The sequence below is a fragment of the Rhizobium sp. BT04 genome, from assembly GCF_030053135.1.
In the GTDB taxonomy this organism is placed as follows: Bacteria; Pseudomonadota; Alphaproteobacteria; order Rhizobiales; family Rhizobiaceae; genus Rhizobium; species Rhizobium binxianense.
Map to the genome: position 1 here is coordinate 2,954,237 of NZ_CP125652.1, position 21,534 is coordinate 2,975,770.

Here is a 21,534-nt window from a genome sequence, read left to right on the forward strand (position 1 = left end):
ATCGGGCGCTTGCAGCGCCTGCAAAACTTGACGCTACGGTGGTTTCATGGTGAAGGTCTCGACCAACCTCCCCTGATTTTCCGGAATATCGAATACAATGGCCACCGAACGTTATAATCCGCGCGATGCCGAGCCCCGCTGGCAGCAGAAATGGAATGAAGACAAGGTCTTCGAGACCGACAATGCCGATCCGCGCGAAAAATATTACGTCCTCGAAATGTTCCCCTATCCATCGGGGCGCATCCATATGGGCCATGTCCGCAATTACGCCATGGGCGATGTCGTCGCCCGCTACAAACGCGCCCGCGGCTACAACGTGCTGCATCCGATGGGCTGGGACGCCTTCGGCATGCCGGCGGAGAACGCCGCCATGGAACGCGGCGTGCATCCTGCCTCCTGGACCTATCAGAACATCGGCTCGATGAAGGCGCAGCTGAAGGCCATGGGGCTTTCGCTGGACTGGAGCCGCGAATTCGCCACCTGCGACGTCGAGTATTACCAGCACCAGCAGCATCTGTTCCTGGATTTCCTCGAGAAGGGGCTGGTCTACCGCAAGCAGTCGAAGGTCAACTGGGACCCGGTCGACAATACCGTGCTCGCCAACGAGCAGGTGATCGACGGTCGCGGCTGGCGCTCCGGCGCGCTGGTCGAACAGCGTGAACTGACGCAATGGTTCTTCAAGATCACCGATTTCAGCCAGGATCTGCTCGACGCGCTGGATACGCTCGACCAGTGGCCGGAAAAAGTGCGGCTGATGCAGAAGAACTGGATCGGCCGCTCGGAAGGCCTGACCATCCGCTGGGAGATCGTGCCGGAAACGGCGCCTGCCGGCGAGAGTGAAATCACCGTCTATACGACCCGCCCGGACACGCTGTTCGGCGCCTCCTTCCTGGCGATCTCAGCCGATCATCCGCTGGCGAAGGATGCCGCCGCGAAAGATCCGGCGATCGAAGCCTTCTGCGAGGAGTGCCGCCGTGCCGGCACCTCGCTCGCAGCGCTCGAAACCGCGGAAAAGAAGGGCATGGACACCGGCATCCGCGTCAGGCATCCGCTTGATCCCTCCTGGGAACTGCCTGTCTATATCGCCAATTTCGTTCTGATGGACTACGGCACGGGCGCGATCTTCGGCTGCCCTTCGGGCGACCAGCGCGACCTTGATTTTGCCCGCAAATATGGACTGCCTGTTGTGGCCGTCGTCATGCCGAGAGATGGGGATGCCGCAAGCTTCTCCATCGCCGATACAGCCTATGATGGTGATGGCGTGATGATCAATTCACGCTTCCTCGACGGCAAGACGACGGAAGAGGCCTTCAATATCGTTGCCGACCGGCTGTCGGCCACTTCGCTCGGCAATGCGCCGCAGGGTGAGCGCAAGGTCAATTTCCGTCTGCGCGACTGGGGCATTTCCCGGCAGCGTTATTGGGGCTGCCCGATCCCGGTCATCCATTGCGATGATTGCGGCGTTGTGCCGGTGCCGAAGAAAGACCTTCCGGTCAAGCTGCCCGACGACGTCACCTTCGACCAGCCCGGCAATCCGCTTGATCGGCATCCGACCTGGCGTCACGTCTCCTGCCCGACCTGCGGCAAGGATGCGCGCCGCGAGACGGATACGATGGACACCTTCGTCGATTCGAGCTGGTATTTCACCCGCTTCACTGCCCCCTGGGAAGGAAAGCCGACCGATCCCGAGGCGGCAAACCGTTGGCTGCCGGTCGATCAGTATATCGGCGGCATCGAGCACGCGATCCTGCACCTGCTCTATTCCCGCTTCTTCACCCGCGCCATGCGCGAGACCGGCCATGTCGCTGCCACCGAACCCTTCAAGGGTCTCTTCACCCAGGGCATGGTGGTCCATGAAACCTACAGCCGCGGCACCGGAGCTAGCCGCGAATGGGTGGCGCCGGCCGATATCCGCATCGATGAGCTCGACGGCAAACGTCGGGCCTTCCTGCTGAAGAGCAATGAAGAAGTTGCGATCGGCTCGATCGAGAAAATGTCGAAGTCAAAAAAGAACGTCGTCGATCCCGATGATATCATTGCCTCCTACGGCGCCGATACCGCCCGTTTCTTCGTTCTGTCCGACTCCCCGCCGGAGCGCGACGTCATCTGGTCCGAGGCCGGCGTCGAAGGCGCCCATCGTTTCACCCAACGTCTGTGGCGGTTGATTTCCGAAGCCGCAGAGGCGCTCTCCGCCGTCGCCCCGAGGCCGGCAACCGAGGGGGAAGCGCTGTCGATCTCGCAGGCTGCCCACAAGACCCTGAAGGCCGTCGAGAACGATTATGACAAGCTCTGGTTCAACAAGGCCGTCGCCCGAATCTATGAACTGGTGAACGCGCTGGCCGCGCCGATGACCAGGGTTGCGGCGGGCGAGGGTGATGTCGCCTATCGCGCGGCGGTGCGCGATGCCGCCGAGATCCTGATCCAGCTGGTCGCGCCGATGACGCCGCATCTGGCTGAGGAATGCTGGAAGGCACTCGGCAATGAAGGGCTGCTTGCCCGGACCGGCTGGCCGCGATACGACGAAACACTCGTCACCGAAAATGATGTCGTCCTGCCCGTACAGATCAACGGCAAGAAACGCGCTGAATTGACAATTTCTCGCGATGCAGATCAGAATGCCGTCACCGACGCCGTGCTGGAACTGGATGCGGTGAAGAACGCGCTGAACGGACAGGCACCGAAGAAGATCATCGTGGTTCCCCAAAGGATTGTGAACATTGTCGTCTGATATCACCCGCAAGGCCGGCGTCGCCATGATCCTTGCCGCCGCGGCTTTTCTCTCTGCCTGCCAGGTCCGGCCGCTTTACTCCGAGAACTCAGGTGTGGTTGAGAAACTGTCTTCCGTCGGCTTTTCCGAGGCAGGCAGCCGGGTCGAGCAGCAGGTTCGAAATCGCCTGATCTTCCTGGCGTCACGTGGTGCCGGCGAAGCGGTAAACCCGCAATACCAGGTCGAACTACACGCCACAGCGGCGGTTGCCGATACGCTGCTCGCCGAATCCTCCGACACGTCGAAAGCCGGTCGTGTGACCGTCACCGTCACCTACACGCTGCGTGCGACGACCGACAATCATGTCATCAAGGCGGGCAGCCGCGCGACCACGGCGCTGGTGGATTTCCCGGACCAGGAATTCGCCAAGCAGCGGGCAATCCGTGATGCCCAGAACCGCGCGGCGGATCAGGTGGCGGAATTTGTGGGAGCCGATATCGCCGCTGCGCTCAGCCGCTGAGGGCTGAGATGTGGCGGAGATAAAATCCCACGAATTTGAGACCTTCCTGCAGAAATCAGCCGGGAATTATCGGATCTTCGTCATTTACGGGCCGGATCGCGGCCTCGTTTCCGAACGTGCTGGTCAGCTTGCCGGCAAGACTGGTGTCGCGCTTGATGATCCCTTCTCGCTGACCAAACTCGATATCGGCGACCTGCAGAAGGATCCCGGACGATTGGTCGACGAGGTTCAATCTATCGGATTGTTCGGTGGCGAGAAACTGATCTGGATCCGCGGCGCCGCCAATGAAAAATATCTAGTCGATCCCTTGGCGCTGCTCGCCGAAAAACCACTTGAAGCCGCCCATCTGATCGTGGAAGCCGGAGACTTGAAGAAGGGCTCCCTGCTTCGCAAGACAGCCGAGACGGCGCGATCGATCATGATGATCCCGTCTTACGCCGATGACAGCCGCGCCCTGAATGCCTTGATCGACATGGAACTTGGCGCAGAAAAGCTCGGCATCACGCCGGCTGCGCGCCAGGCGCTGATCGCATTGATCGGCGGCGACCGTATCGCTTCCCGCAACGAGGTGCGTAAACTTGCCCTCTATTGTCGCGGCTTCCCCACGATCGAAGAACATCACGTTACCGAAATAATCGGCGATGCGAGCGCGATCTCGGTAGACGATGCCGTCGATGCCATCCTGAGTGGCGATCTCAACGCCTTTCTGCACGCCATGCAGAAGATCAGCAGCTCGAAAACCGCGATCTTTCTGGTGCTGCAGGCCTGCCTCAAGCAGTTTCAGCTTCTCGACACCATGCGCGCCGAAATGGAAGAAAAACGCCTGCAGGCGCCTCAGGTCATGCAGACGCTGGGTCGTCATCTGCATTTCCGCCGCAAGCCGATCATAGAACAGGCCCTACGGCATTGGACCGCGGAGAACATCGCTCGTGAATCCAGTCGTCTGCAGGCCGCGATTCTGCAAAGCCGGCGGCGGCAGGTTCTTGAAGACAGCGTTGCGATGCAGACGCTTCTCTCCACCACCCTTCAATCCGTTCGCAAATCCGCCTAGCGACCGGGAGTGCGGGGCCGCCTAAATCAGCTCGACGGCGGCCCGCTCTATGCGTGTCGCTCGGAGTGGGCAGGGTTCTGGAATAAAGACATGCGTGGAAAAAACCGCGTCGCATGAAGTTTGATGCGACGCGCTTTGACTACCGCCTCTCAAGCAAGCGGCAGATTTCCTCGAGCTGCTCAAGCGACTTGTAGGAAATTTTAATCTGGCCACCGCTGGTCTTGTGATTGATCGAGACATCAAGGCCGAGCGCATCGGAAAGCGTTCGCTCCAAGGCCAGCGTGTCGGAATCCTTCTGATCTCGCCGCAACGCCGGCTGCTGCGGCTCCGATTGCGCCTTGATATTGTTTTGCGCCAGCTTTTCCGCGTCACGGACCGACATGCCCTTGGCGACGATCGTGCGGGCAAGGCTTGCCGGGTCGGGGGTAGAAACCAGCGCGCGGGCATGACCAGCCGACAGGCTGCCGGCGGCAAGCATGTCGCGCACGGGATCGGGCAGTTTCAACAGGCGCAGGGAGTTGGCGACATGGCTGCGGCTTTTGCCGATGATTTCGCCGAGATCATTCTGGGTATAGCCATACTCGGCAATAAGCTGCTCATAACCCAGGGCTTCTTCAAGCGCATTGAGATCCGCTCGTTGTACGTTTTCGACAATGGCGATCTCCAACGCCGTCTTGTCGTCGACATCCCGGATAATCACCGGGATCTCAATCAACCCGGCCAGCTGGGCTGCTCGCCAACGGCGTTCGCCGGCAATGATTTCGTATCGGTCCCGGTCCATCGTTCGCACGACGATCGGCTGCACGATCCCGTGCTGGCGAATAGAACTTGCAAGATCATGCAGTTCAGCGTCATCAAAAAAACGACGGGGATTGCGGGGATTGCGGCTGACAAACTCGATCGGGATCATTCTGTCGGCACTGACAGTCCGCTCAGCTTCCACCGGGACAGGCTGATCCATTTCCCCAATCAGCGCTGCAAGGCCACGGCCCAATCGCCTCTTCGATACGTCGTCATTCATGATCTACACTCACCTACGCTCCTGATATGATATTAGGCGGCCAGCCTTTGACGTTCCCTTTGGATGACCTCGGAGGCCAGCTGCAGATAGGCCTGACTGCCCGCGCATTTCAGATCATAAAGAATAGCCGGCTTGCCGTAGGAGGGCGCCTCGGAAACCCGGACATTGCGCGGAATTAACGTGTGATAAACCTTTTCGCCGAGATGCGTGCGAACATCATTGACCACTTGCTGGGCAAGATTGTTGCGCGCATCGAACATCGTCAGGACGATCCCTTGAATATCCAGGCGCGGATTAACCGTCCGACGAACCTGGCTGACGGTCTCAAGCAACTGGCTCAACCCCTCCAGCGCGAAGAATTCACACTGCAGCGGCACTAGCACGGAATGCGCTGCCGCCATGGCATTCATCGTCAGCAGATTGAACGACGGCGGGCAATCCAGAAGAATATAGGAAAACGCCATTGCCTCGGGCGACGACAGCGCCTTGCGCAATTTGAACACCCGGTCGCTCTGCTGCGAAATCTCCATCTCGATACCAAGCAGATCCATCGTCGAAGGAACAATGAAAAGGTTCGGCACTGCTGTTTCGAGGGTGACGTCAGTGATGCTACGCTCCCCCACCATAAGGTCATAGGAGGAGAGTTTCCGGTCGCGGCGATCGATGCCGAGGCCGGTGCTGGCATTACCCTGCGGATCGAGATCGACGATCAAGACACGCTCACCGATAGCGGCAAGGGCCGTTGCCAGATTGATCGCGGTGGTGGTTTTACCAACGCCGCCCTTCTGATTTGCGATGGTGATTATTCGGTGTCGTTCGCCAGCCATTGCAGCAATATCCGATCTGTTAAACCAAGCGCCGGAGATTTGATATTTCCAAAATAACAGATTCCTGCTCGACGGCGCTCTTATGTTCTAACAGATCGAATTCCCACCGACCACGTGCTTTGTCGATTTCCCTCAGGTAATCCCGGCCTTTATGAAAAAAGCCACGACAATTGTCATTGCCTAGCATCCAGGGGGCCGAATATCCGATCAGTCCGTCGAGATCGGCGAGAGCTCGGGCGGAAATTGCGCCGCAATCGCGGATTTCGACAGCCGCATCCTCGATTCGGATAGGATGCACGCTCCCGCGCGCATCCGTCTCCCGCAGCGCCGTCCGCAGAAACGCTGCTTTTTTGTGGTTGCTCTCGACCAGGTGGACCCACCCGTCCCGCAATTCAGCCAAGTAGATCGCGGTAATCACCCCGGGGAAACCGCCGCCGCTTCCAAGATCGACCCAAGTGGTCGGTTGCGGATGGATCTGAAAAATCTGGCTGCTATCGGCGATATGCCGATGCCATAGATCATCAAGCGTCGACGGCGCCACCAGATTGATGGTTTTAGCCCACTTCTGAAAGAGCGTTGCGAAGTGCTGGAGCCGTTCCTGTGTTTCACGTGAAACACGCAAGCCGTTTAATTCCATTCTGAAAGACTCTCAATCTGGTAATCAGGCAGTCTGACGTGTCGAAGAATGCAGTCGACGCAGGTGCACAAGCAGCAACGCGATGGCTGCCGGCGTCATACCCTCGACAATGGCAGCCTGGGCAATGTTGAAAGGCCGCACTGCATTCAGCTTCAGCTTGAGTTCGTTCGACAGGCCGGCGAGGGCGCCGTAGTCAAAATCGGCGGGGATCTGCCGTTCCTCGTCGCGCTGCTGATCGGCAATGGCGGATGCCTGCCTATCCAGGTATACTGAATAACCCGCTTCGATTTCCAATGCTTCCGCAATCTTTGGTGCGATTCCGGCAAGGGCCTCCGGCCAGACATGCCGAAGCGCGGCAAAATCATAATTTGGATAAGATAGAAGATCATACGCCGTTCGGCGCTGGCCATCTAGATTGATATTCAAGCCGGCGCGTCGCGCCTCGTTCGGCGTCACCGCCAGCGATTGCAGCAGTGCTCGGCCGGCGCCGATATCCGTCTGATAGGCGGTAAATCGCCGCTGGCGCTCGCTGCTGACGCAGCCCAGCTGCATTGCCAACGGGGTCAGGCGCATATCGGCATTGTCAGCGCGAAGCGTCAGGCGGTACTCCGCCCGGGAGGTGAACATTCGATACGGTTCCGTAACGCCACGGGATGTCAGATCGTCGATCATCACGCCGATATAGGAGCTGGTTCGGCTAAAATGGAACGGCTCCGAATCGTTGCTTCGCAACGCAGCATTCAGTCCCGCCGCCAAGCCCTGCGCCGCTGCTTCCTCATAGCCAGTGGTGCCGTTGATCTGGCCGGCGAGGAAGAGACCTTTCAGCCGCTTGACCTCCAGCGACGGTGTCAGCTCTCGCGGATCGACATGGTCATATTCGATCGCATAACCCGGTTGGAGAATCCGAGCTTTTTCGAGACCGGGAATCGTCTTGATAAATTCGGCTTGGACCTCCGCCGGAAGAGAGGTCGAGATCCCATTCGGATAGACGGTATCGTCATCGAGCCCTTCGGGTTCCAGAAAGACCTGATGTCCATCGCGTTCGCCGAACTTTACCAGCTTGTCTTCGATAGACGGGCAATAGCGCGGACCGACACCCTCGATCTGACCGGAATACATCGCCGATCGCATGATGTTGTCGACAATGACGCGGTGCGTTGCGTCAGTTGTCCTGGTGACCCCACACTCGATCTGCGGGGTGGTGATTGCGTCGGTCATAAACGAGAAGGGGATAAGGTCTGCATCAGCCGCCTGACGGCCCACCGCTTGCCAGTCGATCGTCTTTCCATCCAGCCGCGCCGGCGTTCCGGTTTTCAACCGCCCCAACTGCAGCCCGAGCCTGGCTAGGGTGGCGGACAATCCAATCGAAGGGGCTTCACCGACGCGGCCGGCCGGTGTTTTCTCCGAACCGATATGAATGAGCCCGCGCAAGAAGGTGCCGGTGGTCAAAACCACTGCGGGCGTCCTGAAGGTCCGGCCATCCTTCATGACAACGCCGGTGACCCGTCCATCGGCAATGTCCAGATCAAACGCGTCACCCTCGACGATATCTAGGCCGGGCGTCGCTTCGATCGCCGCCAGCATCGCCAGACGATAGAGTTTCCGATCGGCCTGCGTCCGTGGACCGCGGACTGCGGCGCCTTTCTTCTTGTTCAACATCCGGAATTGAATGCCTGCGGCGTCGGCAACGCGACCCATCAGACCATCCATGGCATCGATCTCACGCACCAGGTGGCCTTTGCCGAGCCCGCCAATCGCCGGATTGCAGGACATCACGCCAATCGTATCCCGCCTATGGGTCACCAGAGCGGTTTTAGCACCGAGGCGCGCAGCCGCATTGGCAGCCTCCGAACCCGCATGGCCGCCACCGATGACGATCACATCGTAGACATTGTCGCTCATCTCAAACTCCATTCCAGCAGACGTTTCACGTGAAACCCGAGGGCTCAAGGTTTCACGTGAATCATTTGCCGATACAAAACTCCGAAAAGATCACCCCGAGCAGCTGCTCGACATCAACTCTTCCGGTAATCCTACCCAGATATTCCGCCGCGGTTCGCAGCTGTTCGGTCCGCAATTCAAGATCCACGCCTGTTTCTGAAATCGCCGCGTCCAGCGCCAATAAACATTTCGCTAGCGAATCCTTATGCCGTTGCCGGCTCGGGATCGCCATGGGCAGGCCGCCGAAACGTTCGGCGACTAGAGTGCCGATCAACCGCCGCAACTCCGGCAGACCATCGCCCGTCGCCGTCGAGATCTGGAGGTCATATCGACCTGTGCCGACATCGATGAGATCCTTTTTCGTACCGACAGTAACATGCGGCAAGGCCTGGTCCAAGTCGTCGGGGATCAGGGGATTTGCCATGTCGACCAGCAACAGAACGAGATCGGCATCACGCAGCGCAACGCGGGCGCGGCGTACGCCTTCCATTTCGACCCTGTCTTCCGCCTCCCGAAGGCCCGCAGTGTCGTAGAGCTTGATCAGGTAACCGTCAATGTCGAGATCAACCTGCAGAACATCGCGCGTCGTTCCGGCGAGCTCCGTGACGATCGCCACGTCGCGGCGTGCCAGAGCGTTCAGCAGGCTGGATTTCCCCGCATTCGGCGCGCCGGCGATGACGACCTTGAAGCCATCCCTGATGACCTCGCCCGCCGACGCCGCAGCCAAGTGTTCTGTGATCTCGGTGCGAAGCTTTGCCATATTGGCCCAGACCATGTCCGACACCGAGCCGGGAACATCGTCCTCATCGGGAAAATCGAGTTCCGCTTCGATCAGCGCCCGGGCTCGCGTCAACCGTTCCGCCCACGAATCGTAAATGGCGGAAAGCCCGCCGGCGCTATGCTCGATCGCAAGGCGTCGCTGCATCTCGGTCTCGGCGCCGATCAGATCGGCCAAGCCTTCGACCTCGACGAGATCAAGCTTGCCATTTTCAAAAGCCCGGCGCGAGAACTCGCCCTCGACCGCCATCCGCACACCTGGAACCGCGCCAAGCGCGTGAAACAGCGCCGCCAGCACGGCTCGGCTGCCATGGATCTGCAGCTCGGCGACATCCTCGCCGGTAAAGGAATTCGGGGCCGGAAAAAACAGTACGAGGCCATTGTCGATCGGCTGGTTGTTACGAGTCCGAATCGTTCTGTAAGAAGCATGCCGGTCAACCGGCACCGATCCGACCAGCCTGGTCAACAGTTCCCGGGTCGCCGGGCCACTGATGCGAACGATCGAAACGCCCGAGGGCGGGGAACCACTCGAGAGCGCAAATATCGTATCAGTCAACATGGCCATATCACTGGTCCGTCGGTTGGAATCCGAATTGATCCCTCTCAAATGGAAAAAGCTGGCGACATCGTGACGATGTCTCCAGCTCTGATCATTGCGTGCCGCCCCGGCAGTGGGCAGCAGTTCCGCACGACATGCGTAAAACAAGGAGCCAAAGCGCATCGCATCGATCGAGTCAACGCCAGGCGCTTAAGCTGAATCCGGCTAAGGATTACGTATTCATCGAGTCGAAGAAGTCGGAATTGTTCTTCGTCTGCTTGAGCTTGTCGATCAGGAATTCGATCGCATCCGTCGTGCCCATCGGCGCCAGGATACGGCGAAGCACGAAGATCTTCTGCAGATCCTGGCGTGGAACAAGGAGGTCCTCCTTGCGGGTGCCGGACTTCAGGATGTCCATCGCCGGGAAGATGCGCTTGTCGGCGACCTTGCGGTCGAGAACGATTTCCGAGTTGCCGGTACCCTTGAACTCTTCGAAGATGACTTCATCCATACGGCTGCCGGTATCGATCAGCGCCGTGGCGATGATGGTCAGTGAGCCGCCTTCTTCGATATTACGTGCCGCGCCGAAGAAGCGCTTCGGCCGCTGCAGGGCGTTGGCATCGACACCGCCGGTCAGGACCTTGCCGGAAGAGGGAACGACGGTGTTGTAGGCGCGGCCGAGGCGGGTGATCGAATCGAGCAGGATGACGACATCGCGCCCATGCTCGACCAGGCGCTTCGCCTTTTCGATAACCATTTCCGCCACCTGGACGTGGCGCACAGCCGGTTCGTCGAAGGTCGAGGAGATGACTTCGCCCCGGACGGAGCGCTGCATGTCGGTCACTTCCTCGGGGCGTTCGTCGATCAGCAGGACGATGAGGTAGCATTCCGGATGGTTTGCCGTGATCGAGTGCGCAATGTTCTGCAACAGCACGGTCTTACCGGTGCGGGGAGGCGCCACGATCAATCCGCGCTGGCCCTTGCCAAGCGGCGCCACCAGATCGATCACACGCGGCGACAGATCCTTGGAAGTGGGAATATCGAGTTCCATCTTGAAACGCTCGTTCGGATAGAGCGGCGTCAGATTGTCGAAGTGAACCTTGTGACGGATCTTTTCCGGATCGTCGAAATTGATGGTGTTGACCTTGAGCAGCGCGAAATAACGCTCGCCTTCCTTCGGTCCACGGATCGGTCCCTCGACCGTATCGCCGGTTTTCAGGGAGAAACGGCGAATCTGCGACGGCGAGATATAAATATCGTCGGGACCCGGCAGATAGTTTGCATTGGCGGAACGCAGGAAACCAAACCCGTCCTGCAGCACCTCGACGACACCTTCGCCGATAATTTCGACATCCTGGCTGGCGAGCATTTTGAGGATGGCAAACATCAGCTCCTGCTTGCGCATCGTGCTGGCATTCTCGACCTCGAGCGATTCGGCGAAAGCCAGAAGATCCGTCGGGGATTTGCTCTTAAGTTCCTGAAGCTTCATTTCAGCCATGAAGTGACCAATACTCTTTTCAATTTCAAAGGGGAAAGGCGATGTTGGGTCGTATTCGGTACTGCGAAGGGCTCGCAGACGACTGAACTCTACACACATGCCACGTAGATGAGATGCGCGGAAAATAGCGACTCGTGATCGCTGCCGCAAGAGGGCTGCTTAAAATGAAGCAAATTTAACCTGAGGGTGATTTTGCCTCAGAATGGCTTCACCACGACGAGGATCACGATGACGATCATCAGCACTGTCGGCGCCTCGTTCATGAACCGCCAATAACGGGCGGAACGGCGATTTTCATCCCGCTCGAACGCTCCGACCGCGCGGCTGAAAAACATATGAACGCCGGTCAACAATACGACGAGACCGATCTTCGCATGCAGCCAGCCACCCTGGAATCCATAGACCGACCAGGCGAGATAGAGGCCGAAAATCCAGGTCAGCATCATTGCCGGCGTCATGATGATTCGAAGCAGCCTGCGCTCCATCACCTTGAAGGTTTCCGATTGCACCGAACCCGGTTCGGCATCGGTGTGGTAGATGAACAGCCGCGGCATATAGAACAAGCCGGCCATCCAGGAAATGACCGCAATGATATGCAGCGCCTTGATCCAGAGATAGAGATTGTCGGGATTCCAGGCGAAAAGCCCGACCGCCATCAGCGCGAAGAAGGCCAACGCAAAATGGGCTCGGCGCCGGGCGTACGCGCCGGGTCTCCGGTCCGTCTGCCTTTCCATCGTCACGCGCCCCCACGCATCCACCCACCCCGCACGCGATCGACCAGCAGCCGCACATGCTCGGGATCGGCCTGCGGCGTGATGCCGTGACCGAGATTGAAGATCAGCGGCCCATTGCCGAGATGCTGCAGAATATCGTCGATACCCTCTTCCAGCGCCCGGCCGCCGGCAACGACGCGCATCGGATCGAGGTTGCCCTGCACCGGCCCGTCTTTCTGAAGCTCAGCGGCAAAGGCCAGCGGTACCGACCAGTCGAGGCCGATCGCATCGGCGCCGGTCCTCTGGCGATAGGACTTCAGCTGGTAACCGGCGCCCTTGGCAAAGGCAATGATGCGCGCCTTAGGCCGCCGCGATTTGACCGAAGCGATCATTCGCGCGACCGGCCGGAGCGCGAAGGACTCGAATTCCTTCTCACCGAGAACGCCGGCCCAGGAATCGAAGATCTGCACGGCATCGGCGCCGGCATCGATCTGAGCGACAAGATAATCGGCCGAGACGTCGGCCAGCAGCATCAGGAGATGCTCGAAGGCGCGGGGATACCTGTAGGCGAAGAGGCGGGCAGGCGCCTGATCCGGCGTGCCGTGACCGGCGATCATATAGGTCGCAACCGTCCAGGGCGCGCCGCAGAAGCCGAGCAGCGTCGTCTCATCAGGCAGTTCCCCACGCAGCCGCCGCACCGTCTCCAGAACCGGCCTGAGATAATCGACAACCTCTTCGCCATTCAATCTGCCGATACCCTCTTCATCGATCGGATCCATCTCCGGGCCGTGGCCTTCGGTAAACCGGACATTCCGTTTCATCGCGTCGGGGATGACCAGGATATCGGAAAACAGAATGGCGGCATCGAAGCCGTAGCGGCGGATCGGCTGCAATGTCACTTCGACGGCATGATCGGGCGTGTAGCAGAGATCGAGGAAACTTCCGGCCTTTGCCCGTGTCTCTCGATATTCCGGGAGATAACGTCCCGCCTGTCTCATCAGCCAGAGAGGAGGAGGGGAGAGGCTTTCGCCATCCAGAACCCTCATGATCTTTCGGCGCGTGTCGCTCAAGCGCTTCTTCCCTATAAAAAATCAAAGATATTTTAAAAGGTTTCTATTTCTTAGAGTCGGTGTCTATCAAGGATTAAAATCCATCCACCGCCGATGCCATTTGTCGCGTGCCGGCAAAAAACATCGCAGCGATTTTCCTCATTCTGCCGAAATTCCGGGGAGAAGCCGAATCTGAAAATGATTCCAAATCCTTCTGGGCGGCCGATTTTCCCAGCGCTTGTGGATAAGCTGTGGACCAGTTCCGGCAAACTCAACCTGTTCCCCGTCATCCACAGAGCCTGCTGAAACCGATCTGCAAAATTCGAAATGTGGATAAGCCGGCATGTTTTCCCTTGCCCGAGACGGCCTCGCCGCCGTAGCTCTGTTTCATCCAGTCTTTTCAACAGGCAGCGGAAAATAGCGTGGAGAACAGAACGAACTTCTTTCATCTGCATCTGATTTCTGACTCAACGGGAGAGACTCTGATCTCCGCCGGCCGCGCCGCATCGGCACAGTTCCGATCGGCTCAGCCGATCGAACATGTCTATCCGCTGATCCGCAACCGCAAACAGCTGCTGCCGGTTCTGCAGGCGATCGACGAGGCGCCGGGCATCGTGCTCTACACGATCGTCGACCGGGAGCTTGCGAGCCTGATCGACGAGCGCTGCGTCGAAATGGGTGTCGCCTCGGTGAACGTGCTGGAGCCGGTGATGAATGCCTTCCAGATCTATCTGGGCGCCCCGTCGCGCCGCCGGGTCGGCGCCCAGCATGTGATGAATGCCGGCTACTTCGCGCGGATCGAAGCGCTGAATTTCACCATGGATCACGACGACGGTCAGATGCCGGACGACTACAACGATGCCGACGTCGTTATCATCGGCATCAGCCGCACGTCGAAAACACCGACCAGCATCTACCTCGCCAACCGCGGCATCAAGACGGCGAACATTCCGATCGTCTATGGCGTGCCCTTGCCGGAGAGCCTGTTCATCGCGAGCAAACCGTTGATCGTCTGCCTGATCGCCACCACCGACCGTATTTCCCAGGTGCGGGAAAACCGTGTGCTCGGGGCGACGCAGGGTTTTGATCGCGAACATTATACCGACCGCGCCGCGATCTCCGAGGAGCTGAAATATGCCCGCTCGCTCTGCGCCCGCCACAACTGGCCGCTGATCGACGTTACGCGCCGCTCAATCGAGGAAACCGCCGCGGCAATCGTTGCCCTGCGCCCGAAGCTGCGCTAAGCGCTGACCGAAGCCGGCAGCCCGAGGAAGCCATGATACCCAAACTCATCCTTGCGTCATCGAGCCCCTTTCGACGGATGCTGATGGAAAATGCCGGTCTATCCTTCGAGGCGCATGCCGCCAACATCGATGAAAGAGCGGTCGAAGCCCCGCTGGAAAACGCCGGCGCAACGCCGGATGCCGTCGCCCTTGTCCTGGCCAAGGCCAAGGCCGAGGATGTCGGCAGCCGTTTTCCGGACAGCTTGGTTATCGGTTCGGATCAGACGATGTCGCTTGGCGACCGGGTCTTTCATAAGCCGAAAGACATGGTCGACGCGGCGAATCACCTTCAAGCCCTTTCGGGAACGACCCACCGACTGAACAGCGCTGTCGCAATCGTCAGCAATGGCGTGGTTCTGTGGCAGCATCTCGCCCATGCGGAACTGACGATGCGGCCGTTGACGGCGGATTTCATCGCCAGGCACCTGGCACGCGTCGGCGACAGGGCGCTTTCCAGCGTCGGCGCCTATCAGTTGGAGGGTGAGGGCATTCAGCTTTTCGAGAAAATCGAGGGTGATTATTTCACCATTCTCGGCCTGCCGATGCTGCCGCTCTTGAAAAAATTGCGAGATCTCGGAGCGATCGATGGGTGATTCACGTGAAACATTCGGACCGGAAGCGTTTGTCACGGGCTTTCCTATCAAACACTCGCGCTCGCCGTTGATCCACGGATATTGGTTGAAGACGCTCGGCTTGCCAGGCAGCTACCGCGCCCATGAAGTGGCACCCGAGGCCTTTGCCGATTTCATCGCCACGCTGAAAGATGGCAGCTCCGGCTTCGTCGGCGGCAATGTCACCATTCCCCACAAGGAACTGGCTTTCACGCTCGCCGATAAGCCGGATGCCTTGTCGCGTGAACTCGGTGCTTCGAATACGCTCTGGCTGGAGGATGGCGTCCTGCATGCGACGAATACCGACGGTCGCGGCTTCACTGCCAATCTCGACGAACGTCATCCGGGCTGGGACCGGCATGACACGGCGGTCGTCTTTGGCGCCGGCGGTGCCAGCCGGGCGATTATCCAGGCGGTCCGCGATCGCGGTTTCAGGGAGATCCACGTCGTCAATCGCACCGTCGAACGGGCGCGTGAGCTGGCGGACCGCTTTGGCCCGAAAGTTCGGGCCCACCCGGCCGGCGCACTTGCCGAAGTCATGAAAGGCGCCGGTCTCTTCATCAACACCACCTCGCTCGGCATGGACGGCGAGGCCGCACCGCACCTCGATTTCACGCCGCTTGCAGCCGATGCCGTCGTTACCGATATCGTCTATATCCCGCTGAAGACGCCGATCCTGGTGCAGGCGGAAGCGCAGGGATTTCCCGTCGTCGATGGTCTCGGCATGCTTCTGCACCAGGCCGCGCCGGGCTTCGAGAAATGGTTCGGCCAGCGTCCGGTCGTCGACGCGGCACTGCGCGAGCTTATCATCGCCGATATGGACGGGCACTGATGCTGACGATCGGCCTCACCGGCTCCATCGCCATGGGAAAATCGACGGCGGCAAAGCTCTTCGCCGAGGCGGGAATTCCGTTGAACGATTCCGATGCCGTGGTCCACGATCTCTATACCGGTGAGGCTGCACCCCTGGTGGATGCTGCTTTTCCCGGCACAATGAAGGATGGTGCGGTCGACCGGCATGAGCTCGGCCGCCAGCTTGCTCTTGATCCCGACGGCTTCAAACGGCTGGAGGCGATCGTCCATCCGCTGGTTCGCAAACGCGAGACGGAATTTCTGGCGCGACAGCGCGCCGCTGGCGCCGAGATGGTATTGCTCGATATTCCTTTGCTCTTCGAAACCGGCGCCGAGGAAAGAGTCGACGTCATCGTCGTTGTCAGCGCCGATCCACAGATTCAGCGCCAGAGGGTGCTTGCGCGACCAGGGATGACCGAGGAAAAATTCGATATGATTCTCTCCCGTCAGACGCCGGACGCCGAAAAGCGCCGCCGGGCCGATTATCTGATCGACACCAGCCAGAAGATCGCAGTCACGAGAAAACGAGTGCTCGAGATCGTCGCCGACCTGAAAACGCGGATTGCCAAGGGAGATTTCCGGAATGCGTGAGATCATCTTCGATACGGAAACCACCGGCCTCGACAACCGCGCCGACCGCATCATCGAAATCGGCGGCATCGAGCTCTTCAACCATTTCCCCACAGGCAACGTGATCCATATCTTCATCAATCCGGGAGATCAGAAGGTTCATCCGGATGCGCTCGCCGTGCACGGCATCACCGACGAGTTCCTGAAGGACAAGAAGCCTTTCGCCGACGTTGCCGAAGAAATCCTGACCTTCTTCGGCGATGCCAAGTGGATCGCCCACAACGCCACCTTCGATATGGGCTTCATCAATGCCGAATTCGCGCGGATCGGTTTGCCGCCGATCCTGCCGGAGAGGGTGGTCGATACCCTGTCGATGGCGCGGCGCAAACATCCGATGGGGCCGAATTCGCTCGACGCGCTCTGCCGGCGCTACGGCATCGACAATTCGCACCGCACTAAACACGGCGCACTGCTCGACTCCGAATTGCTTGCCGAAGTCTATATCGAGATGATCGGCGGCAGACAGGCAGCCTTCGGCCTGAGCACTGCTACGTCAGGCCAGAACGGTCGCGGCGATAGGGTAGAAGAAGACGATGTGGTGATCGCATCAGTGCTCGAGCGGCCCCGGCCGCTCGCCCCGCGCCTCAGCCAGTCCGAGGCGCAGGCCCATGAGGCGCTCGTCGCCAAGCTCGGCGATAAAGGCATCTGGGCCAAATACGCCAACCTCGATTAAACCAGCCCTCAATTGAAAATGCCCGGGACTTGCCCGGGCATCCGCATGTCAGAACAGAAAAGATCCGCTCAGTTCGGAACGGCCTGAACCTTGGCGCGGGCCTGTTCTTCGGCAACGCGCTGAGCGAACATCTGCGTGAAGTCGATCGGGTCGATCATCAGCGGCGGGAAACCACCGTTGCGGGTGACGTCGGCGATGATCTGACGGGCGAAGGGGAAGAGCATGCGCGGGCACTCGATGAAGAGAACCGGCAGCATGTGTTCCTGCGGGAAACCGGCAACGCGGAAGACGCCGCCATAGGCGAGCTCGGTATGGAAAACCGTCTTGTCGCCGTCCTTGGCTTCGGCATTCAGCGATAGCACGACATCGAAATCCGTGTCCGAAAGCGGATTGGCGTTGACGTTCACATTGATATTGATCGTCGGCGCCTTGTCGCGGGCCTGCAGCGAACGCGGCGCACCCGGATTTTCGAAGGAGAGATCCTTGGTATATTGCGCAAGGATCGAAAGGGTGGGGCTGGCCGCACCGTTGCTGTTGTTATCGTCTGCCATTGGCTTTTCCTCGAGGGGCATGGGAATGGTGCCGCCATCTAACATTTCAGGGAAGGGCTTACAACCCTGGGCGCTTGGCCTGAGCGCTTGGTCTGAGCGCCTGACCGGGGCTTGGCGCGGTTGATCGGTCGAAGCGCCTCAATCGCCGAGATGTTTGCCGGACCACGGCGAGTTGCGGTCCGGTTCCCTATGATAGTCCTCGTCGTCGAGATCCACCACCTTCGAGTTTGGTTTGCGGTCGCGGAAATCGGGTTGCGGGCCGGAGGAAAAGCCGCCCTTGGCATTGACGACGACGAAGCGTTTGGCGATTGCCCGCCAGACGAGATCGCGCACCGGTGGAATGAGAATGAGGATCGCGATCAGATCGGTGAGGAAGCCGGGAATGATCAGGAGCAGCGAGGCGATGACGTTCATCGCCGGCCGCAACAGGTCGCGGCCCGGCATCACCCCGTTTCGTCCTTCACTCGACATGCGGCGCAAAATACCGATGCCCTGCCGGCGCAGCAGAACCACCCCGGCAACGAAGCCCAGCATGACGAGAGCAAGCGTCAGCCCCAATCCGATTGCCCGGCCGACGACGACGAAACCGGCGATTTCGGCGAGCGGCAGCAGCAGAATGAAAGCTGGCAGGATCGAAAAACGCATGGTCGTCATGTCCCGGGCTTGCCGGTCTCCTCTTGGGCGCCGGCGAAGATGCCAGCCATCATTTGAATCATCTGTATAGGCAGACTATATGGGAGTACAAATCAGAGATGTTAACGGCGGCTGCGATACGATATGAGTTCGAACGACTTCATCACATTATTCTTCCTGGTGGCGGCTGTGCTGATTTTCTTTCAGTTGCGCTCCGTGCTCGGGCGTCGCACAGGAAATGAGAAGCCGCCGCGCGATCTCTATACGCCACGGGACGCAGCACCGGCCGAGGCCGCCGATGGCGGCAAGGTCGTGACGCTGCCGCGCCGCGATGCGACGACGGAGGACGAGGATCGCTTCGCCGCCATCGATGCCGTCGCCGCGCCGGGAACGCCCCTCAATGAATCGCTGCGCGCGCTGAACAAGGCTGATCCCGCCTTCAGCCCGAAGGAGTTTCTGAACGGCGCCCGCATGGCTTACGAGATGATCGTGATGGCCTATGCCGATGGCGACCGGAAAACCCTGAAGAACTTGCTGTCCCGCGAAGTCTATGACGGCTTCGATGCGGCGATCGGCGAGCGCGAAGCCCGGGGCGAGAAGGTGAAGTCCACCTTCGTCGGCATCGACAAGGCCGAAATCACCCACGCCGAGACGAAGGGCAGCGAAGCGCAGATCACCGTGCGCATCATCAGCCAGCTGATTTCGGCCACCTACGACAAAGCGGATGTGCTGATCGAAGGCGACGCCGAAAACGTCGCCGAGGTCAACGATCTCTGGACCTTCGCCCGCGACACCCGCTCGCGCGATCCGAACTGGAAACTCGTGGCGACCGAATCGGAACATGAGTGACCACGCATCGGACTTCGTCCTGCAGGCCATAAGCTTTGACAATTTGGAAGGCTGGAAGGATGATGATCCCTCCGGCCTTTTTGAGGTCATGCGGCGCTGCCGGCGGCAGATCACCGATGTCAAACCCTACCGCACCGGATCGCTTGGCCTGAGCGCGGAAGATCTGCTGCCGCTTCTCACGGCCGCCGAAGATTTCACGCCGTCATCTCCGGCATTGGCGCGCGCCTTTTTCGAGACGCATTGTCGGCCCTTCCTGATCCGCCGCAAGGATGGCAATTCCGGCTTCGTCACCGCTTTCTACGAACCTGATATCGAGGTGTCGGAGCGGCCGGACGAAACTTTCCGTTTCCCTTTCTACCGTCGCCCGGACGATCTGATCGATCTCGACGACGACAATCGTCCCGCCGGGCTCGATGGGTCCTATGCTTTCGGGCGTCTGCATGACGGCCGCATCGGCGCCTATCCGGATCGCCGCGCCATCGATCAGGGCTTTCTCGAAGGCCGGGGCCTCGAAATCGCCTGGGCGAAATCGAAGGTCGATGTCTTCTTCGTGCATGTGCAGGGTGCGGCCCGCCTGCGTTACAGCGATGGCCGCATCGGCCGCATCACCTATGCGGCGAAAGCCGGCCACGCTTTTTCGGCGATCGGCAAGCTGCTGATCGACCGAGGCGAGATTGATCGTGCCGACATCTCGATGCAGACGATCCGTGCCTGGCTGGCGCGCAATCCCGAGCGGGTGGACGACGTGCTATGGCATAACCGCTCTTATATTTTCTTCCGTGAAGCGCCCTCGCAGGCTTTCAGCCTGCGAACCGACGATCCTGAGGCAGGTCCGATCGCCGCGGCCAAGGTGCCGCTTCTCGCCGGCCGTTCCCTTGCGGTCGACCGGATGATCCATACGTTCGGCTTTCCCTTTTTCATCCGCGCCGAAAGTCTTGTCCATCTCGATCACGGCCGGCCCTTTCGCCGGCTGATGCTGGCGCTCGATACCGGCTCGGCAATCGTCGGCCCGGCGCGGGGTGATATCTTTACCGGCTCGGGGGATATGGCCGGAGAAAGTGCCGGCACCGTCCGCAACGACGCCGATTTCACCATTCTCATTCCCAAGGCCGCCGCCGGAAGATTCGACTGATGGCTAGGGATCGCAAACTCAGTGCGGATGAGAGGATCCTCTGGGGCAAGGTTGCCCGCAGCACGCGGCCGATGCCCGGCAAGGCGGGTGAGTTGACCGAACTGGACGCTTTTCTCGCCGAAGCGGCGGCCGAGCAGGAGAAGGCCGAAAAACAGGCGCCGGTATCACCCATGCCGCTGCAGCCGACAGCACCGGCGACGGCGAAACCGTCCGCCGGGGTGCATCATCCGCTGGAAAAACCGGTCAAGCGGAAGATCGCCAAGGGCCGGCTGGCGCTCGAAGCGCGGATCGACCTGCACGGGCTGGTGCAGAGCGAGGCTCACGCGATCCTTCTCGATTTCCTGATCCGCGCCCACGAGCGCGGCATGCGCCATGTGCTTGTGATAACCGGCAAAGGCAGCTCGATGGGCAGCGACGGCGCGCTGAAGCGGGCCGTGCCCCTCTGGTTCTCGAAGCCGGAATTTCGCTACCTGATCTCCTCCTATGAAGCGGCCGCACAGCATCATGGCGGTGAGGGCGCTCTCTATATCCGTCTGTCGCGGCGGCATGGGGAGAGGTCATGACTCCGTTCGGAGAGGCGGTTCGCCGGCTGAGAGCGCGCAAAGGTGTGTCGCAGAAGGAGATGGCGGAAGCGCTGAACGTCTCTCCCGCCTATCTCTCGGCGCTCGAACATGGCAAGCGCGGCGTGCCGACATTCGATCTGCTGCAGCGCATCGCCGGTTATTTCAACATCATCTGGGATGAGGCCGAGGAACTGTTCCTGCTCGCCCGCTCGTCCGACCCGCGAGTCGTGATCGACACCTCCGGCCTGCCCCCCGAATATACCGAATTTGCCAATCGGCTGGCGCGCCAGATTCGCAACCTTGACAGCGCCGAGATCGGCCGGTTATCCGCTCTTCTCGAAAATGACGGCAAAGGCGACGGAAAAGCGTCATAATCCCCTGTTTTATGCCTTGTTCAGGGGACTTGCCATTGGGAACCGGGTTCAAAAAACCTATATACGAGAGTGAAGAAAGCCGGTGATTCGCAAGGCGCGCCGCA

22 protein-coding genes are annotated in these 21,534 nt (G+C 59.8%); 12 read left to right on the plus strand and 10 right to left on the minus strand.

From position 1 onward, the window contains the following. Window positions 1–97 precede the first annotated feature (97 nt). From leuS to holA, 3 genes are read left to right on the plus strand one after another with little or no spacing between them, the layout of a single operon-like run. On the plus strand, window positions 98–2,728 hold the full coding sequence (leuS, locus tag QMO82_RS22760; protein WP_183608435.1) for a leucine--tRNA ligase: 2,631 nt from the start codon (window positions 98–100) through the stop codon (window positions 2,726–2,728). After that, the gene (lptE, locus tag QMO82_RS22765) at window positions 2,718–3,227 is read left to right on the plus strand and encodes an LPS assembly lipoprotein LptE (protein WP_183608434.1); all 510 of its coding nucleotides are present in this window, start codon (window positions 2,718–2,720) and stop codon (window positions 3,225–3,227) included. Before leuS ends, lptE begins: the two co-directional genes overlap by 11 nt. A 10-nt stretch (window positions 3,228–3,237) precedes the next feature. Then, a complete protein-coding gene (gene holA, locus QMO82_RS22770; protein ID WP_183608433.1) occupies window positions 3,238–4,278 on the plus strand; it encodes a DNA polymerase III subunit delta in 1,041 nt (346 codons plus the stop codon). A gap of 139 nt (window positions 4,279–4,417) precedes the next feature. Here holA and QMO82_RS22775 read toward each other — a convergent pair whose 3' ends face one another. The 8 genes from QMO82_RS22775 to hemE all read right to left on the minus strand — a co-directional run bounded on the left by QMO82_RS22775 (window position 4,418) and on the right by hemE (window position 13,300). After that, window positions 4,418–5,299, minus strand: a complete 882-nt coding sequence (locus tag QMO82_RS22775) for a ParB/RepB/Spo0J family partition protein (RefSeq protein WP_183608432.1) — start codon at window positions 5,297–5,299, stop codon at window positions 4,418–4,420. A 32-nt stretch (window positions 5,300–5,331) separates the two neighbouring features. After that, a complete protein-coding gene (locus QMO82_RS22780) occupies window positions 5,332–6,126 on the minus strand; it encodes a ParA family protein (RefSeq protein ID WP_183608431.1) in 795 nt (264 codons plus the stop codon). A 19-nt stretch (window positions 6,127–6,145) separates the two neighbouring features. Further along, window positions 6,146–6,763, minus strand: a complete 618-nt coding sequence (gene rsmG / locus QMO82_RS22785; protein WP_183608430.1) for a 16S rRNA (guanine(527)-N(7))-methyltransferase RsmG — start codon at window positions 6,761–6,763, stop codon at window positions 6,146–6,148. Between the two features lie 24 nt (window positions 6,764–6,787). Further along, entirely contained in the window at window positions 6,788–8,665 is a 1,878-nt protein-coding gene (mnmG, locus tag QMO82_RS22790; RefSeq protein ID WP_183608429.1) for a tRNA uridine-5-carboxymethylaminomethyl(34) synthesis enzyme MnmG, read from the minus strand. A gap of 61 nt (window positions 8,666–8,726) precedes the next feature. Further along, window positions 8,727–10,046, minus strand: coding sequence for a tRNA uridine-5-carboxymethylaminomethyl(34) synthesis GTPase MnmE (gene mnmE / locus QMO82_RS22795; RefSeq protein ID WP_183608428.1), 1,320 nt, complete (start codon window positions 10,044–10,046; stop codon window positions 8,727–8,729). Between the two features lie 205 nt (window positions 10,047–10,251). Further along, window positions 10,252–11,517: a transcription termination factor Rho gene (gene rho / locus QMO82_RS22800; protein WP_003571435.1), complete on the minus strand. Its 1,266-nt coding sequence runs from the start codon at window positions 11,515–11,517 to the stop codon at window positions 10,252–10,254. Window positions 11,518–11,714: 197 nt separating this feature from the next. Beyond that, the gene (gene hemJ, locus QMO82_RS22805) at window positions 11,715–12,251 is read right to left on the minus strand and encodes a protoporphyrinogen oxidase HemJ (protein WP_183608427.1); all 537 of its coding nucleotides are present in this window, start codon (window positions 12,249–12,251) and stop codon (window positions 11,715–11,717) included. A 2-nt stretch (window positions 12,252–12,253) separates the two neighbouring features. After that, window positions 12,254–13,300, minus strand: coding sequence for a uroporphyrinogen decarboxylase (hemE, locus tag QMO82_RS22810; RefSeq protein WP_183608426.1), 1,047 nt, complete (start codon window positions 13,298–13,300; stop codon window positions 12,254–12,256). Between the two features lie 401 nt (window positions 13,301–13,701). Here hemE and QMO82_RS22815 point away from each other — a divergent pair, with 401 nt between their 5' ends. Genes QMO82_RS22815 through dnaQ form a run of 5 tightly spaced genes read left to right on the plus strand, consistent with a single transcriptional unit; the run spans window position 13,702 to window position 17,328 of the window. Next, window positions 13,702–14,523, plus strand: a complete 822-nt coding sequence (locus QMO82_RS22815) for a pyruvate, water dikinase regulatory protein (RefSeq protein WP_183608425.1) — start codon at window positions 13,702–13,704, stop codon at window positions 14,521–14,523. A 32-nt stretch (window positions 14,524–14,555) separates the two neighbouring features. Beyond that, window positions 14,556–15,155 (plus strand): Maf-like protein, encoded by a 600-nt coding sequence (locus QMO82_RS22820; protein ID WP_183608424.1) that lies wholly within the window; start codon window positions 14,556–14,558, stop codon window positions 15,153–15,155. After that, entirely contained in the window at window positions 15,148–16,005 is an 858-nt protein-coding gene (locus tag QMO82_RS22825; RefSeq protein WP_183608423.1) for a shikimate dehydrogenase, read from the plus strand. Before QMO82_RS22820 ends, QMO82_RS22825 begins: the two co-directional genes overlap by 8 nt. After that, the gene (coaE, locus tag QMO82_RS22830) at window positions 16,005–16,616 is read left to right on the plus strand and encodes a dephospho-CoA kinase (RefSeq protein WP_183608422.1); all 612 of its coding nucleotides are present in this window, start codon (window positions 16,005–16,007) and stop codon (window positions 16,614–16,616) included. Before QMO82_RS22825 ends, coaE begins: the two co-directional genes overlap by 1 nt. After that, entirely contained in the window at window positions 16,609–17,328 is a 720-nt protein-coding gene (gene dnaQ, locus QMO82_RS22835) for a DNA polymerase III subunit epsilon (RefSeq protein ID WP_183608421.1), read from the plus strand. Before coaE ends, dnaQ begins: the two co-directional genes overlap by 8 nt. 68 nt (window positions 17,329–17,396) lie before the next feature. Here the strand turns inward: dnaQ and secB are convergent, their stop codons facing one another. Together secB and QMO82_RS22845 are read right to left on the minus strand one after the other, a co-directional pair. Further along, window positions 17,397–17,879 carry a protein-export chaperone SecB gene (secB, locus tag QMO82_RS22840; RefSeq protein WP_097617769.1) on the minus strand — a complete coding sequence of 161 codons (483 nt, stop codon included), beginning with the start codon at window positions 17,877–17,879 and terminating at the stop codon, window positions 17,397–17,399. Window positions 17,880–18,017: 138 nt separating this feature from the next. Then, the gene (locus QMO82_RS22845; protein WP_283196657.1) at window positions 18,018–18,524 is read right to left on the minus strand and encodes an FxsA family protein; all 507 of its coding nucleotides are present in this window, start codon (window positions 18,522–18,524) and stop codon (window positions 18,018–18,020) included. 132 nt (window positions 18,525–18,656) lie between these two features. Between QMO82_RS22845 and QMO82_RS22850 the strand changes: the two genes are divergently transcribed. Genes QMO82_RS22850 through QMO82_RS22865 form a run of 4 tightly spaced genes read left to right on the plus strand, consistent with a single transcriptional unit; the run spans window position 18,657 to window position 21,430 of the window. Next, window positions 18,657–19,361 carry a Tim44/TimA family putative adaptor protein gene (locus QMO82_RS22850; RefSeq protein ID WP_183608419.1) on the plus strand — a complete coding sequence of 235 codons (705 nt, stop codon included), beginning with the start codon at window positions 18,657–18,659 and terminating at the stop codon, window positions 19,359–19,361. Beyond that, complete coding sequence (locus tag QMO82_RS22855; protein WP_183608418.1) at window positions 19,354–20,493, plus strand: murein transglycosylase A; 1,140 nt, start codon at window positions 19,354–19,356, stop codon at window positions 20,491–20,493. Before QMO82_RS22850 ends, QMO82_RS22855 begins: the two co-directional genes overlap by 8 nt. Next, entirely contained in the window at window positions 20,493–21,056 is a 564-nt protein-coding gene (locus tag QMO82_RS22860; RefSeq protein WP_183608417.1) for a Smr/MutS family protein, read from the plus strand. Before QMO82_RS22855 ends, QMO82_RS22860 begins: the two co-directional genes overlap by 1 nt. Further along, complete coding sequence (locus QMO82_RS22865; protein ID WP_183608416.1) at window positions 21,053–21,430, plus strand: helix-turn-helix domain-containing protein; 378 nt, start codon at window positions 21,053–21,055, stop codon at window positions 21,428–21,430. The genes QMO82_RS22860 and QMO82_RS22865 overlap by 4 nt, the downstream gene beginning before the upstream one ends. Window positions 21,431–21,534 lie beyond the last annotated feature (104 nt).